The sequence below is a fragment of the Helicobacter winghamensis ATCC BAA-430 genome (genome assembly GCF_028751035.1).
Lineage (GTDB): Bacteria > Campylobacterota > Campylobacteria > Campylobacterales > Helicobacteraceae > Helicobacter_D > Helicobacter_D winghamensis.
This window is the reverse complement of record NZ_CP063533.1, coordinates 337,681-352,788: the sequence shown is the minus strand read 5'-3', so window position 1 is coordinate 352,788 and position 15,108 is coordinate 337,681. Positions and strand designations below refer to the sequence as shown.

Below are 15,108 nucleotides of genomic sequence, written 5' to 3'. Positions count from 1 at the left end.
CAATCCTTTAAACATAAAGTATTTTGCAAAGAATCAAGCAATTACTATTCCAACTTTTACAGCTCCATTAAATTTAGATTCCATATTTTTAGAAATTTTAAAAGACTAAAAAGAGTTAAAAACAACAAGAGTTTAAAGCATTTTCTACTACAATACCAAACTTTAAGGGTGCAGGAGTTTAAATGATAAAACAACCACAAGATGAGATAGACTACAAAGTCAAATTTAGCCAAGAGTATTTTAACCCCAAGCTTTGCAAATATGATAATGAGCGAATAGACATTATCCTGCTTGATAAAAAGGGCAGTCCGCTTTTATACATTGAAGCAAAGCTTACCCTAAACCCACAAGAAAGAGCAAAAGCCCTAGCCCAAGTCGTGCTAACCAATAAAAAGCAAAAACAGATTCTAAACCACCTAGCCCTAATCTATAAAGAAAATGGCAATGATATTTTAGAGTTTATTGAGCTTTTAGATGATTCTGTGATGTTTAATAATGACTTTCATTGGGAGAGCGAAACTCCAAGTAATCCCACACGCGATGCGATAGATAGAATCAACGATAGATTAAGACAAAGTGCGAAAATCATAAAATATGTAAATAATGAGATTAAAGAGTTTTATGCCAACTTACTCAAAAGAGAAGATTTAGAAATCTCTATCACGCTTAAAAATATGATAACCATTTTTCACGCGTGGAAAAAAGCCTTAACTTTTAAAAATGAGATAAAAAACGAACAAATTTTAATCAATCTCTTTTTGGTAGATATGCTAAACAACACCAAATACAAAGACAGCCTTATAATCGTAGGCACAGACTTAGGCTCACAAAAGCCCCTAATACGAGAAGGCACAGACCTAAACGCCTTTAGCATAGAAATAAACGAAAACAAACAAGAAGTAAAATTTATAGATGATAAAAATGAAAAATTCTACACTATCCCAAATCTACAAGCCTATACAGCCTTTTGGGACAAATACAAACGCCCACCTGCAAAAGATGAATTTTTAAAAATCTTAGAAGAATCGCATTTGCTTTATACCGATAAATACCGCAAAGACACAGGCGGAGAATACACACCCTTTTTCTTTGTGAGTGAGCAAAACAAGATTTTAGAGCAGTATTGCAAAGATTCTAAAACAGACTTAAAAGACTATATCATTTATGACCCTTGCTGTGGCGTGGGCAATTTAGAAAATCAATTCCCAAAAGAGATAAAAAAGCAATGCTACTTAAGCACATTAGATTCTAAAGATGTGGATATTTGTAAGATTAAGGATTTTGAAAATGTGGTGCAATTTGATTATTTAGAAAATTCTAATGAGCCAAAATTTAAACACGGGGGCGATGAGCTAGAGATAGCCGAAATTGTAAAAAGAGAAAACAAAAAGCTAATGGTAATTATGAATCCACCTTATCAAAGACAAAAGGGCAGAAATGAAAATAAAGCCATAAGCTTTTTTAACAAAGTCTTAAGGCTAGAGCCTGAAGTCATTGTGTTTTATTATATGAGCGAATCTTTTATGCGTGATGAGATAAAACACTACATAAATTCTAAGCTAAAAATGTATAGCCATATTTTTAGCACAGCTAAAACCTTTAATCTAAGTGATTGGAGTATCTCTCAAATGATTTTTAGCAAACACTTAGGCGATGAAATCAATAATAAATCCTTTACCGCCAAGCGTTATGAGAAAGATAAAGTGGGCTTTAATTATCTCAAACCCTACACCTATGATCTAGAAAGACCAAGTTTAGTGAAAGAGATAGATACAGCGATAAAACAGAATCAAAAGGGAATGATTTTGGGGAATTATAGTTATCTTGAAAGTAGTATCAATATGACAAATAAGCCAAGCAAAAATCAAACGCCAATTACAACTGAAAATTTACAATATTGCCTACTTTCTAAAGGCTTAAATTTTAACACACATCATAAATATTTTGAACGCAATGATTATGTCTTAAAGGGCAAAATAAGCGAGATACCACAAGAATTATTTAACGATTCCATAGCTTTTTCTTTGTTTTATTTAAGAATGGCTTTCACAAATAAAGCCGTTACTAACGGGGGGGGGGGGCAAATTAGTCGCTCTTAAAAACTACATTATGCCCTTTAGTGCTGAAGACTTAGGTGGAGCGTGTAAGCATAATGACTTAAATGTGCTTTACCCTGATAGTGCCGAGATTATCGGCTATGATATAAGTGTTTTAGACACGCCTGAAGTGCAAAAGAAAAAGCGAAATTTAGAACTCCCACCCTTTGACTTTAGAGAGTTTTTAAAGCAATTTAGTTTTAGCAAAGAAGCTAAAAGCCTTTTTAACGCCGCACTAGAAATCTTTAAATACTATCACGCAAATCCTTACTATCAAAACAAAGATTATAACGACAGCTTTTATGACATCACAAATGCTATAATGGGAAAAGATACAAATGCTTTCAAAGACTTAGAGGGCAAAGATAGCAGAATCACACGCACCAAAACCACCAAAGGCACAAAAGGCTTTGCCAAAAACAACCTTAAAGGCGTAATACCAAGCAAGGATTTAGATCTTTTCTACCACTTTTTTGAAATGCGAAATAATCTAGCTATAAAAATCAATGAAGAACTACTAGATTCCAACCTTTTACTATGGAAGCGTGAAAATATCTTTTAGTAAGATTTTAAAGTGCTGCAAGCCTCTAATTCCACTGCAATCTAAACTCACTTCCCTTGCCCTCTTCGCTCTTGCAAGTGATTGTAATATTATAAAGCGTGCAAATTTGTTGCACTAGGGCAAGTCCGATTCCAAATCCACCTTGATTAGCATTTGCGCGGTAATAACGCTTGAAAATTTTATCCATTTTGTCTTTTGGGATTCCACAACCATTATCTTTTATGTTTAAAAAATTCTCGCCCAAAACAACTTCCACGCTTCCGCCACTTTGCGTGTATTTTAAGGCATTATCTAAAAGATTATCCACCACACGCACAATTCTGCTGTAATTTGCACTTATAACACTCTCTACACTATTTTCAAGCTCTAAAGAAAAACAAATTGCAATGTTTTTTTTCTTAAAAAATGGCTCAAAATACGCAATGCGTTCAGCGATTAATTGTGTTAAAGCAACATTTTCTAATTTTAAATCCTTTGCTTCATCAAAAGCATAAAAAAGCAAATCTTGATAAATCTGCTCTAGTGTTTGTGCTGCTAGTTTTATACGCTCAAATTTTTGTTGTTGATGTGTGCTTAACTCATACATTTTAATACGCTCAACACTCATCAAAATTACACTTAAAGGCGTGTTTATCTCGTGTGTAGAATCCTTAATAAACGCATTTAATTGCTGGATTTTTTCTTTTAAAGGCTTAAGACTCAAAGAAACTAAAAAATACGCAACCAAACTGATTGCTAAAAGCGCGGCAATAAAACTTGCAAAGATAACACCAAGAAGAGTATAAAGTTCAGATTTTATACCCTTTGAAGACACAAGCATATAAATATTGTTTTTAGATTCCATTTTAGAATTGCTAAAACTCTGCTGCATTAAATGCCAGAATCTCCCGCCTATACGCTGTGTAATAAGATACATTGTATCTTCTTTAAGCACAATTTTATCGCCCCTATGATTTGGAGCTTTTAAAAGAGATTGTGCATTTAAAATCGCTTGAATCTGTTTAGGATTTTGCAAATTTTCTAATGCATTAAAAAGGATTTCTCCATTCTCTTTAATAAGCAAAAAAGAAATTCCAAGTTCATTATGTGCAGAGCTTAAAAGCTTTTTATAATCTAAGTCTTTAGAGAGGGAATTTTGCACCTGTTCATACAAATACACCACCAAAGAATGCGCATTCTCAAAAAGCGTGTTAATTTTGGATTCTACAATGGAATCTTTCTTTGTGCCATACCAGCCATAAAACACAAGTGCCAAAAAAACAAAACTTGTTAGCATATACAATGCCAAAATCTTAAAAGCGGTTTTTTTGCTCATATCCATTTTAAATTTTGCCATTTTAAGCCCTTTTATAACAATATCCTTCACCGCGCCTTGTTAGAATATTATCCTTTCCTACAATATGGCGCAAGTTTTTGATATACACGCGCAAACTAAGCTCGCTTGGCTCTTCATCATATCCCCAAAGCACAGAATAAATTTGCTCCAAACTTACAAACTCTCCATTATGTTTTAACAAAAGCTTCAAAAGTTCTCTCTCTTTTGAGGGCATTTTTTGGATTTTATTTTCAAAATACAAAATCTCTGTTTTACTATCAAAGCAATATCCATTGCCAAAGTCAAAAAGTGTGTTTTTCCCCTTGCGCTTAAGCTGTGCTTCAATGCGCAAAAGCAATTCTGAAAGCTCAAAAGGCTTGCGCAAATAATCATCGCAGCCACTTTTAAAACCAACTTCTAAATCCTTTAGCGAATTTAACGCTGTGATAAAAATTGCTGGCGTATCTTTACCACTCTCTCTAATCTCTCTTAAGGCTTTAAAGCCATTTTGTCCAGCAACCATTACATCAAGCAATAAAATATCAAAATCCATTTCATAAGCCTTGTTTGCCGCTTCTAAGCCATTATCACAACACACTACAAAATAACCCTCTTCTTCTAAACACTCTGCAATAATTTCTTGCAATGCTACATCATCTTCTAACAATAGCACTTTTGCTTTCACGCGCTCCCCTTAAAGTTGGAATCCAAAATAATTTAAAGCCCCAAAAACAAAAAGACTAAACGCCCCGATTACATAATCCCAAATTCCCCCTGTTTTAAAGCGCAAAAAAGCGGGAATTAAATGCACAGATTTTGCACTAAAGGGCAAAAACAATGGCACTCCACTAGGCGTTAGCATATCTCCCATTAGATGAAACACACAACCTAATAAAACTCCAAAAACAAAAATTTCAAGCACCGCTTCATCTAAGTCTTTAACAAATCCACTAACAAGTGGAATCCCTTTTAAAAACTCTGCCCCAAAGGCACTTGCAAACAATAATAAGATTCCAACTATTATAAGAAAACTAAGGCTATGCGTTAGCCCCCTATGCCCAAAAATCGCTTTAATTACATTTGAAATTCCAATAGTTTTTTTACCAATAGTAGAATTTGGCTCATCAATATCAGGCAACAACGCGCCTAAGGTTATCGCGCCATAAAACACGCCTAAATCCTTAGCACTTAGCGAAGTTTGCGTTAGAGCAGAAAAGCCAACCGCTCCAAGCGCGCCAAGCCCAAGCGCGAAGGCAATATGTGTTTTTCCTAACATTTTAATCCTTGCTTTAACCTTGTGTGCGCACAATCAAACTCTTAGGCAAGCCAAACTTCTCTACAATCTTTCTTTCTCTCTCTCTATGCTCCCCATTATCCACTTCGTGATCAAATCCTAGCAAATGCAACACTCCGTGGATAAAAAGCAAGGCGATTTCATCATTTAAGCTATGCCCTAATTCTTGTGCAATTTTACTTGCAAACTCTACTGAAATTACAATACTTCCTAAAAGCAGAGAAAACTCTAAAGGAAAAGATAACACATCAGTTGGCTTATCAATCCCTCTAAATTCTAAATTTAATGCTTGGATTTTTGCATTCTCCACAAATAAAAGCTCGCATTGCTTATCTTGCAATCCTAAGTCTTTTAAAATTTCTAAAAATATGGAATCTAAAAATGCTAAAAAGCTAGAATCAAATTTGATTTTAGTTTGATTATCTATATCAATCAATTTCTATTCCCACAGGACAATGATCACTTCCTAAAATTTCAGGGTAAATGCTAGCACTTTTTAATCTAGAATCTAAAATTTTAGAACATAAAAAATAATCAATCCGCCACCCCGTGTTGTTTGCCCTAGCCTTGCCCATATAGCTCCACCAAGTGTAAGCCCCTTGCTTTTCAGGGTAAAAATGGCGATAAGTATCTGTAAAGCCAGAATCTAGTAGCGCACTCATTTTTTCTCTTTCTTCGTCAGTAAATCCTGCATTTCTACGATTTGTTTTAGGGTTTTTTAAATCAATCTCTTTATGTGCGACATTAAGATCACCACACACAATCACAGGCTTTTTAGATTCTAAGTTTTTCAAAAACGTGCGAAAATCATCTTCCCATTCCATTCTATATTCCAAGCGTTCAAGCTCTCTTTTAGAATTAGGCGTATAGACATTCACAAGATAAAAATCGCTAAATTCTGCTGTAATAATACGCCCTTCTTTATCGTGGTGGGCAATCCCCATATCATATTCCACGCTTAAAGGTTTTATCTTGCTAAAAATTGCTACTCCAGAATAGCCTTTTTTTTCTGCGCTATTCCAATATTCTTCATAATTTGGAAAATCAAATTCCGCCTGCTCTCTTTGCATTTTTGATTCTTGGATACAAAACACATCAGCATTTACAGAGTTAAAAAACTCCATAAATCCCTTGTTCATACACGCTCTTAGTCCATTAACATTCCAAGAAATTAATCGCATTATATTCCTTTATTGTGGATGTTTCACGCTACCATTATAAAATGGTGTGCAAGCTTTAGCTTCCCCTAAAACAGGCTCTGTAACAACTTCTGCTCCCTTTTTTAGCTTTTTAAAGATAGAATTTGCAAGATTTACTGCCGTTTTGATTGTGGTTTGTGTGATTTCAATTTTAGGATTATCTAGCGTTCCTTTAATCTTTTGCGCATATTTTGCACAATTTTTTTCATCTAAAAGTCCAATGGAGAAGTTTTCAAATGCATTATTATTAAGGTTAATCGCACCAATGGCTGCTAATCTAGTTTTACCTGTTGCAAAGGCTACATCTTGTGCGTGTGCTACTCCATTTTTAAGGATAAATTTTGCTTCTAATTCCTTAATCACACTCTTAGAATTTACCACAGAATTTAACCCAAGCATTCCTGCATTGCTTCCTTTTGTTGCGGCAATCCCAAGCGGACCTGCTAGCACAAATGCACCCACATCAAGTAAATTTACGCTGTTTGTGTTTTCATAACTTTTTGCTAACGCGTCAATATCAAGGCTATAAATCTCTAAATCCCTAGTGTTTAGCTCTGCACTTCCATTTAAATGCTTAATAATGCTTTTTGCATCATTCCCCTGAATACTTAAATCCGCATTAATATTTGCGATTCCACCTTTAATTAACTTACCATTATCTGTAAAGTTTGCAATTTTTTTCAAATCTAAATCTTTACCACTAAGAAGCAATTTTTCATTTTTTAAGGCTAGATTTAAGCTTCCAAAATCGCTATTTTGAAGAATTAGGCTTGGCTTATTATTTTCAAAACCTGCACTTCCATTAAGCGCTAACGCACCTTTTAGTGCCATTTTGAGAGGATTAATGTTTGCAATCTCAGGTGTGCTTAGAGCAAAATCCGCAGAATATGCATTGTTTTTTAGATTAACTTTTACATTTTTAATGATTGCTTGAATATCCTTGCCATCAATGTTTAAAGAAGCTGTGCCTTCTCCATTTTTTAACTCACCACTACCATTTAGAGCAAAACTCAAATCCTTTTTAAACTCCATTCCACTTAAGGCATTTAAAGTTTTCTTTGCAAGTGTAATTTGTTTGGAATCTAAACTAAAATCTCCATCAAAGCTTTCAAAATTCTTTAAATCTACTTTTGCATTTAAAGCACCTTGCGCATCATATTGTAGAAGTTTTGCAAGCTTTTGCAAATTTAAAGCTTCAATTTCTACTTGTGCATTTTTGGGCGCATTGTTTTGCAACTCTGCATTTGCAAGCATTTTAGAGTCAAACAAATCACTTTTTGCTTGCACCTTTAAATCCTTAGCATTTCCGCTAAATTCTGCACTTAGTGTGTTATTCTTGCCAAGTTCTAAACCTTGATAACTTAAGTTTGCAAGCGTGCTTTTTACATCACCTTTTAGTGTGTAACTTAATGGGGAAAGCTGGATTTTATCCACAAGCGCATTTAGATTTAAACTTCCATTTAATGCGTAATCTTTCATATCTACATAGCTTCCTGCTAGATTAACAAGCTCATTTAAGCTCAAATCTTGCGCATTTAATTTTATGCTTTGCGGTGTGTAGTTTGGCATTACAATATGCGCTAAAATTGGATTTGTTAGAATATTTAGGGCAAGTGTTGCTTCTTGATTTGTAATTTTGCTAGATTTTAAATTAAGATTTGCCACAAGCGGAGTTTTTAACATAAAATCATTAAAGCCGATATTTTTCACGCTTATTTGTATCGCGCCATTGCTAGAAAAATCTACAATGTTTGCTTTTAGATTTTTAGATTCCATTGTTAAATAGCTAGAAGTTGCAAGCAATTCTGTGGTGATACTATCACCCTTTGCAACGCCATTAATTGCAAGCTTAATAGAATCGTTAGGAAGCATTAGTCCATAAGCTTTTTTCAAAAGTGTAGCATTTGGAGTAATCGCACTTGAAGCAATGGTAAATCCCCCACTTGGTGCTTGCAAATTTGAAATGTCCATATCCGCATTAAGAAGAATTCTACCTGTGGCGTATTTAGGCTGATTTAAAAAGGCTAGCAAAGATTCTATATTAATACCTTCTTTACTATTTAAAAATAAGCGTTTAGGCTTGAAGTCTTCTAAACTCACATCGGCAAAAATCGCGCTATTAAACGCATTAATATTTGCTTTAACCACTAAATGATTGGCTTGCTTGATAATATCGCCATCTATACTAACGCCACCATTTAAACGCATTCCTAAAAGTTTTTCATAAGGGGATAAATCTTTAAGTATCGCATTAATTTTTGCATTTGTATTCAGCGTAAAAAGTGAATAATCCCCATTGATTGCGATTTTAGAATTTTGCTTATCTGTGATTGCAAACGCATAAGAATTAAAGCCTAAATTAAAATGCGTAAATTCTAAGCCTATCGGAGCTTTTTGGTTTGCTATTTCTGTGATTTTATCTTTTAAAAATGCATTTCCACTGCTTGAAAATAGCCAAGCCAACAAGCCCCCAACAACAAGTAGCAAAACAATAATAACGCCACCAAGAATTTTTAAAAACTTTTTCATAAACCTACCCTTTACTTAACTAGACTTAAAAGAGTGCAATTCTAACAAATTATTTAGAAACTAAATATAAATAAATTTTTTATTTTTTAGGATTTTGTAAAAACAGCCGATATATAATGCGTCAGTTCTTTTTAGTAAAGAATGATAAATCATAAGAAAGGAGTCTATTATGATTTCAGGTATTGACAGCAGTGCAGTAGCGTTAAGTGGAAACCTAAGCGTTCTTAAAAAAGCTATGGATAGCGAAGAAGCAATTATGAGTTCAATTCTAAGTGGAATGGAAGGTGCGCAAGGTAATTTACAAACACAACAAGCACCAAGCCAACCAACACAAGCTCCAAGCCAAAGCAACAATTTATTAGATATTATGGCGTAACTTAAGGCACCTAGTGTGCTTTAAGCTTTCTTAACACTTTAGATTCCAACTTTTCATTTATCTCAATTTAAAAATTATCTCTTATAATTCCGCGATTAATTTTTAAACATTATTGGCAATTTCTATGATACAGCAAAACTTTTCTATTTCACTTGTAAATACACTAATGCGCTATGCAACGCAGCGTTATTTGCACTTACGCCCAAGCTCCCTTACAAAACTCCCAGCACCAAACCCTAAAAAAGTGCAAGATAAAAGTTATCTTTTATATATGCACATTCCATTTTGCGCAACCCTTTGCACTTATTGTTCTTTTAATCGTTTTTTATTCCAAGAAGAAAAAGCCAAACTCTACTTTGAAAACTTGCGTAAAGAAATGCAAATGGTTAAAGATTTGGGCTATGACTTTAGCGAAGTGTATGTAGGCGGTGGCACAACTTCCATTATGCCTGATGAGCTTTGTAAAACACTAGATCTTGCAAAATCTCTTTTTAACATTAAAGAAGTTTCTTGTGAGTCTGATCCTAACCACTTGCAAAAAGAAACGCTAGAATCCTTTAAAGGAAGAGTAGATAGACTCTCTGTTGGTGTGCAAAGCTTTGATGATGGAATCTTACGCAAAATTGGGCGCTATGAAAAGTTTGGTAGCGGGGAAGAAACCTACAAAAAACTAGAACAAGCCATAGGAATCTTACCAATTTTAAATGTAGATTTAATCTTTAATTTTCCAAACCAAACACAAGAAATGTTAGTAAGAGACTTAGAATTAATTAAACAACTAAAGCCCAACCAACTTACAACCTATCCGCTAATGTCTTCACCCTCTGTTAAAAGTATCCTAAAACGCTCCATAGGTGAAGTGAGCTTACAAAATGAAGCACAACTCTATGAACAAATCCTAGAGAGCTTACAAAATGACTTCACGCCACTTTCAAGCTGGGCATTCTCCCACAAGGGAAGCGAAATTTTTGATGAATATGTTGTGGATAATGATGAATATGTAGGAATTGGATCTGGCTCTTTTAGCTTCTTAAATGGCACACTCTATACCAACACATTTTCTCTAAAAGAATACGCACAAAAAATCCAAAATGGACAAATGGGTGTGGCAAGGGAGCGCAAATACTCCAAAAAATCACAATTACAATACCGCTTAATGGTAGAACTCTTTGGCGGTAAGGCAAGCGCCAAACGCTTCAAAGAGCGTTATAACGCAAACTTAGAATGGGATTTGTTTAAAGAACTTTCTTTCTTGCGCCTAAGTGGCAATATCTACAAGCAAGGGCAAGATTATTATCCAACCACACAGGGTAAATATCTATTTTTATCAATGATGAAAGAATTTTATATTGGAATGGATAGAGTGCGTGAAGAATCACGCGCGGCACTAAAAGAAGAGGATATGTAGGTATTTTGTTTTTTATGAAATTTTGCTACAATTTTAAAACTTATGAGGGAGTAGTAAGCGCATAGCGTGGCAAGCCAACATAATGAATCTTTAGATTCTGGTTTTGTCTTAAATTATGAGACTCATATATAACTTTATAGAGAAGCTATATATGATCCCTTTTTTAAAATTTTGGCTCATATTTAGCAAAAGGAGCCAAATTGAATCCTATAAAAACACCACAAGACATAGCGCTACAAACCGCTTTAAAAACTGATTCCGATTTCGGTTTAACACAAGCGCAAGTAGAATCTAATCGCACAAAGTTTGGTAACAATACTTTTAGCAAAACTCCACCACCCACACTTTTAAATGAACTTATTGAAGCCTTTAAAGAGCCTATGGTGCTTTTACTACTTTTTGCCGCACTCTTAGCGCTTGGCATTAACACTTATGAGTTTCTAGCTCACGGCAATGCGAACTTTTTAGAGTGCGTTGGAATCTTTATTGCAATCTTTCTCTCCATTGCAATTACACTTACAATGGAACGCCGCAGTCAAAAAGCTTTTGAAACTCTAAATGCAATCACGCAAGGCAACAAAGTGCGTCTTTTGCGCAATGGTGAAATCACACAAATCTTGCAAGATGAAGTCGTTGTAGGCGATATTATCTTATTAGAGAGCGGCGATAAGATTCCAAGCGATTGCGTGATTCTCCACGCACAAAGCTTGCTTTGCGATGAATCAAGCCTAACTGGCGAAAGCGTGCCAAGCTTGAAATCTGAAGCTAATTTAAACACACCTCTAGATGAGATTCCAAACTCTGTTATGCTCTATCGGGGCTGTTTTATCACACAAGGCAATGCAAAGGCTCTTTGTATCGCCACAGGAGATAACACAGAATTTGGTAAAATTGCAGCCGCCCTTGATTCTAAGCAAAAATCCACAACACCTTTACAAGAGAAACTAAAAACTCTAAGTGGCAAAATCACTCTCTTTGGCGCAAGTGCTGCAATGCTAGCTTTTTTTATCCAAATAGGATTCTTTATTTTTAGGGGTGAAGTTGCTTTCTCTAACATCGCACAAGCGTTTATTTCTAGTATTGTTTTAATTGTCGCTTCCGTTCCAGAGGGCTTGCCTACCATTGTTGCTATCTCTTTAGCCTTAAATATCATCAAAATGTCTAAGCAAAACGCCCTAGTAAAAAAGCTAATTGCGTGTGAAACAATCGGTTGTGTAAATATCATTTGTAGTGATAAAACAGGCACACTCACGCAAAACAAAATGTCGGTGGAACATTGCTACTTAGAACAAGAAAACCCCAAAGCCACGCAACACTTCTTAGAAAATTGCGCCCTAAACTCCACAGCAAACTTAGGGAGTAACGACACATTTATCGGCAATCCCACAGAATGTGCTTTGCTAGTGTATGCTAAAAAGCTAGAATTTGACTATAAGCCCTTACGCAAAAAAGCAGAGATTTTACACTCTTTCCCCTTTGCTTCACAAACAAAAAATATGACCACTCTAGCACGCTTTGATAATCAGCTAATGTGCTATTCTAAAGGCTCACCAGAAAAGATTCTCACGCAATGCAAGGCATTTGCAAATTTGGATTCCATAAAAGAGCAAATCAAATCTTATCAGGTTAAAGCCTATCGCGTAATTGCCTTTGCGCAAAAAGAGATTCCATTAAATGCTAATACCACAAAAATAGAGCGCGAAAAATTGGAATCACAAATGGAGTTTTGCGGGTTTGTAGCCATTGCTGACCCATTGCGTGAAGATGCCTATGAAGCGATTATGGAATGCAAGAGAGCTGGCATTGCGCTTAAAATTCTAACAGGCGATAACCTAGAGACTGCAAAGGCAATTGGCAATCAACTCCATTTATTAAACGAACATTCTATCGCCATTGAGGCTCAAGTTATAGAAAAATTAAGCCAAAAAGAACTCTTAAAAATACTCCCGGATATTACCATTATTGCCCGCTCCACACCAAGTGTAAAAATGCAAATTGTAAATGCTTTAAAAGCACAAGGTAATGTTGTAGCCCTAACAGGCGATGGAATCAATGATGCGCCAGCCCTTAAACATTCTGATGTAGGCATTGCAATGGGGATTTGTGGCACAGAAGTCTCCAAAGAAGCAAGTGATATTATCTTGCTAAATGATAGCTTTGCGACCATTGTAAAGGCGATAGAATGGGGACGGGGAATCTACCAAAACTTCCAACGCTTTATCCAATTCCAACTCACCGTGAATCTAAGCTCCGTGCTTATCGTGCTAGCCGCTGTTGTATGCGGATTTACCGCGCCTTTTAGCGCCTTGCAACTGCTTTGGGTAAATCTCATAATGGACGGACCGCCCGCCCTTACACTAGGCTTAGAACCTGTCTGTAAAAATGTCTTGGACCAAAAGCCCACAAAACGCGATTCCAACATTATTACACGCAATATGCTTGTGCTAATTCTAAGCAGTGGAATCTTTATTGCCATAATGTGCTTATTGCAGTATTTTACGAACTTTTTAGGCGCAAGCGAAGAGCAAAAAGGCACGGCGCTTTTCACACTTTTTGTGATTTTTCAGCTTTTTAACGCCTTTAACGCAAGGGAGCTTAATAATCACAGCATTTTTAGCAATCTCTTAGGCAATCGCCTTATGCTAGGGACTTTTGTGCTAACCTTTGCCTTGCAAGTGCTAATTGTGGAGTTTGGTGGAAGTGCTTTTCAAACACAGCCTTTAGAATTTATCCTTTGGTGCAAAATTATTTGCGTGGGCTTTAGTGTGATTTTACTAGGCGAAATCACACGCCTTTTCTTGCGTAAAAATTCCAAAGATATTTACAAAAACAATTTTATCAATCTTTAAAAAATTAAAAGATAGAATATAGGCTTTTGTTTTTTAAAAGGAACTTAATCAATTTAAAAGGCACTTAATCAATGGCTTTAAAAAAAGGTTGTGTATCAGTTGCTCTTGCCATAGTTTTAAGCGGTTGTGCAATTAATCAACAAAACATAGGTAAAGTTAGTGGAACTGCTGGTGGAGTTTTAGTTGGAGCTGGAACTGGAGCTATTATTGGCAAGCAAGTTAGTGGCAATAGTGGTGCATTAGTCGGTGCTGGAATTGGAGCAATAGCTGGTGGAATAGCAGGCTTTTTTATAGGAGATTATATAGACAAAAGGCGTGCAGAGCAACGCAAAATTTCAGAGGCAAAAAATGTAAAAATAGAGTTTGAGAACATTAAAAAAGATGGAACAAAACAAAAAAATGATAAAGTCATCATTAAAGATAACAATCAATTTAAATCCGCAAGCTCAACTCTTAATCCAAACGCAAAAGATTATTACACCCAAATTGCTAAAACCTATCAAGTAAAGGACAAAAAGATTCTTATTGTAGGGCACACGGATGATACAGGCAATAGCGCATTTAATCAAAAATTAAGTGAAAAACGCGCTAGAGCTGTTGGAAAAGTCTTTGCCCAAAATGGCGTCAGCACAAAAAATATTTACTATCAAGGAGCAGGTTCAACACAGCCAAAAGCAGATAATAATACAGAAAAAGGTAGAGCAGAAAATCGCCGTGTTGAAATTATAGAGCTTGACAATGAAGCAGATGTGGCACTCTATACTTCACAAAATATTACAAATACAAAATTTTTAACCAAAACCAAAAAAGAAGTTATGCAAAAGACTTCACAAAAATCCTTAAAAGAAACTCTAGCACAAACCTCCAAAAAGGATTCCAAACTTCCTATAACACAAGGAATGGACTTTGGTGGCATTAAAAGCAAAAATACACTTCTAGCATTAACAGATGAATTTGGAAAAATACAAAAAAATAGTTTTTTCTCTCTTGCAACAAAAGCATACGCAGATAATAATATTATGCTAAATTGTTTAAATACTAGATACATTGATGATACACCGACTAAATCTCTAGCAAATGATAAAGAGTTGCCCAAAACTTCAAAGTTTAGAAAGGGGCTTAACGCGAGCTCTTGGAGTGCAAATGCCGGAAATCATTTAATCGGCATAGCCCCTATTGCGGTGCTAGCAGATAATGAAGTTGCTAAAAACCCAAAAGTCTATCTTTACAAAGATTATGTTGTAGGCTCCAAAGCAAAGGCAAATCAAGCCATCTCTACAAAAACCAACACTTATAATGGAAGCAATGGCTTGCTTTATAGAGTTTATGCAGATAGCAAAAATGCTTCCTTTGAATGTATGGATATAGTCTTTGATAATAAAAATGCAAGTCAAGCTAAGGGATATATGTATTATAGTGCAAATGGAGATATTCTAGAAAAAGAATTTGAATTAAAGCCTATTAAAAAATAAGGAGAAAA

Annotated in this window: 12 protein-coding genes; 6 read left to right on the top strand and 6 right to left on the bottom strand. The window is 35.3% G+C overall.

Annotated elements, in window-relative coordinates; all coding sequences use genetic code 11:
- The first annotated feature begins 182 nt into the window (after positions 1 to 182).
- Positions 183 to 2,099 carry a hypothetical protein gene (locus tag IP358_RS01815; protein WP_370525623.1) on the top strand — a complete coding sequence of 639 codons (1,917 nt, stop codon included), beginning with the start codon at positions 183 to 185 and terminating at the stop codon, positions 2,097 to 2,099.
- Between the two features lie 10 nt (positions 2,100 to 2,109).
- The gene (locus IP358_RS01810; RefSeq protein ID WP_006801986.1) at positions 2,110 to 2,658 is read left to right on the top strand and encodes a hypothetical protein; all 549 of its coding nucleotides are present in this window, start codon (positions 2,110 to 2,112) and stop codon (positions 2,656 to 2,658) included.
- Positions 2,659 to 2,683: 25 nt separating this feature from the next.
- Here the strand turns inward: IP358_RS01810 and IP358_RS01805 are convergent, their stop codons facing one another.
- Genes IP358_RS01805 through IP358_RS01780 form a run of 6 tightly spaced genes read right to left on the bottom strand, consistent with a single transcriptional unit; the run spans position 2,684 to position 8,995 of the window.
- Positions 2,684 to 3,994, bottom strand: a complete 1,311-nt coding sequence (locus tag IP358_RS01805) for a sensor histidine kinase (protein WP_248613347.1) — start codon at positions 3,992 to 3,994, stop codon at positions 2,684 to 2,686.
- 1 nt (position 3,995) lies between these two features.
- Positions 3,996 to 4,658 (bottom strand): response regulator transcription factor, encoded by a 663-nt coding sequence (locus tag IP358_RS01800; protein WP_006801988.1) that lies wholly within the window; start codon positions 4,656 to 4,658, stop codon positions 3,996 to 3,998.
- A 9-nt stretch (positions 4,659 to 4,667) separates the two neighbouring features.
- On the bottom strand, positions 4,668 to 5,249 hold the full coding sequence (locus tag IP358_RS01795; protein WP_006801989.1) for a metal-dependent hydrolase: 582 nt from the start codon (positions 5,247 to 5,249) through the stop codon (positions 4,668 to 4,670).
- A gap of 13 nt (positions 5,250 to 5,262) precedes the next feature.
- On the bottom strand, positions 5,263 to 5,637 hold the full coding sequence (ybeY, locus tag IP358_RS01790) for an rRNA maturation RNase YbeY (RefSeq protein WP_232086842.1): 375 nt from the start codon (positions 5,635 to 5,637) through the stop codon (positions 5,263 to 5,265).
- A gap of 58 nt (positions 5,638 to 5,695) precedes the next feature.
- On the bottom strand, positions 5,696 to 6,448 hold the full coding sequence (locus IP358_RS01785) for an exodeoxyribonuclease III (protein ID WP_006801991.1): 753 nt from the start codon (positions 6,446 to 6,448) through the stop codon (positions 5,696 to 5,698).
- A 9-nt stretch (positions 6,449 to 6,457) separates the two neighbouring features.
- Positions 6,458 to 8,995: an AsmA family protein gene (locus tag IP358_RS01780; RefSeq protein WP_006801992.1), complete on the bottom strand. Its 2,538-nt coding sequence runs from the start codon at positions 8,993 to 8,995 to the stop codon at positions 6,458 to 6,460.
- 169 nt (positions 8,996 to 9,164) lie between these two features.
- Here IP358_RS01780 and IP358_RS01775 point away from each other — a divergent pair, with 169 nt between their 5' ends.
- The 4 genes from IP358_RS01775 (at position 9,165) to IP358_RS01760 (ending at position 15,100) form a co-directional block, all read left to right on the top strand.
- On the top strand, positions 9,165 to 9,371 hold the full coding sequence (locus IP358_RS01775) for a hypothetical protein (RefSeq protein WP_006801993.1): 207 nt from the start codon (positions 9,165 to 9,167) through the stop codon (positions 9,369 to 9,371).
- 124 nt (positions 9,372 to 9,495) lie between these two features.
- Positions 9,496 to 10,779 carry a coproporphyrinogen III oxidase family protein gene (locus IP358_RS01770; protein ID WP_006801994.1) on the top strand — a complete coding sequence of 428 codons (1,284 nt, stop codon included), beginning with the start codon at positions 9,496 to 9,498 and terminating at the stop codon, positions 10,777 to 10,779.
- 200 nt (positions 10,780 to 10,979) lie between these two features.
- Entirely contained in the window at positions 10,980 to 13,628 is a 2,649-nt protein-coding gene (locus IP358_RS01765; protein WP_006801995.1) for a calcium-translocating P-type ATPase, PMCA-type, read from the top strand.
- Positions 13,629 to 13,699: 71 nt separating this feature from the next.
- Positions 13,700 to 15,100: an OmpA family protein gene (locus IP358_RS01760; RefSeq protein WP_006801996.1), complete on the top strand. Its 1,401-nt coding sequence runs from the start codon at positions 13,700 to 13,702 to the stop codon at positions 15,098 to 15,100.
- Positions 15,101 to 15,108: the final 8 nt, after the last annotated feature.

Coding starts and splice junctions, on each gene's coding strand:
- IP358_RS01815 (WP_370525623.1), top strand. CDS start 183: ATGATAAAACAACCACAAGATGAGATAGACTACAAAGTCAAATTTAGC.
- IP358_RS01810 (WP_006801986.1), top strand. CDS start 2,110: ATGCCCTTTAGTGCTGAAGACTTAGGTGGAGCGTGTAAGCATAATGAC.
- IP358_RS01805 (WP_248613347.1), bottom strand. CDS start 3,994: ATGGCAAAATTTAAAATGGATATGAGCAAAAAAACCGCTTTTAAGATT.
- IP358_RS01795 (WP_006801989.1), bottom strand. CDS start 5,249: ATGTTAGGAAAAACACATATTGCCTTCGCGCTTGGGCTTGGCGCGCTT.
- IP358_RS01785 (WP_006801991.1), bottom strand. CDS start 6,448: ATGCGATTAATTTCTTGGAATGTTAATGGACTAAGAGCGTGTATGAAC.
- IP358_RS01780 (WP_006801992.1), bottom strand. CDS start 8,995: ATGAAAAAGTTTTTAAAAATTCTTGGTGGCGTTATTATTGTTTTGCTA.
- IP358_RS01775 (WP_006801993.1), top strand. CDS start 9,165: ATGATTTCAGGTATTGACAGCAGTGCAGTAGCGTTAAGTGGAAACCTA.
- IP358_RS01770 (WP_006801994.1), top strand. CDS start 9,496: ATGATACAGCAAAACTTTTCTATTTCACTTGTAAATACACTAATGCGC.
- IP358_RS01760 (WP_006801996.1), top strand. CDS start 13,700: ATGGCTTTAAAAAAAGGTTGTGTATCAGTTGCTCTTGCCATAGTTTTA.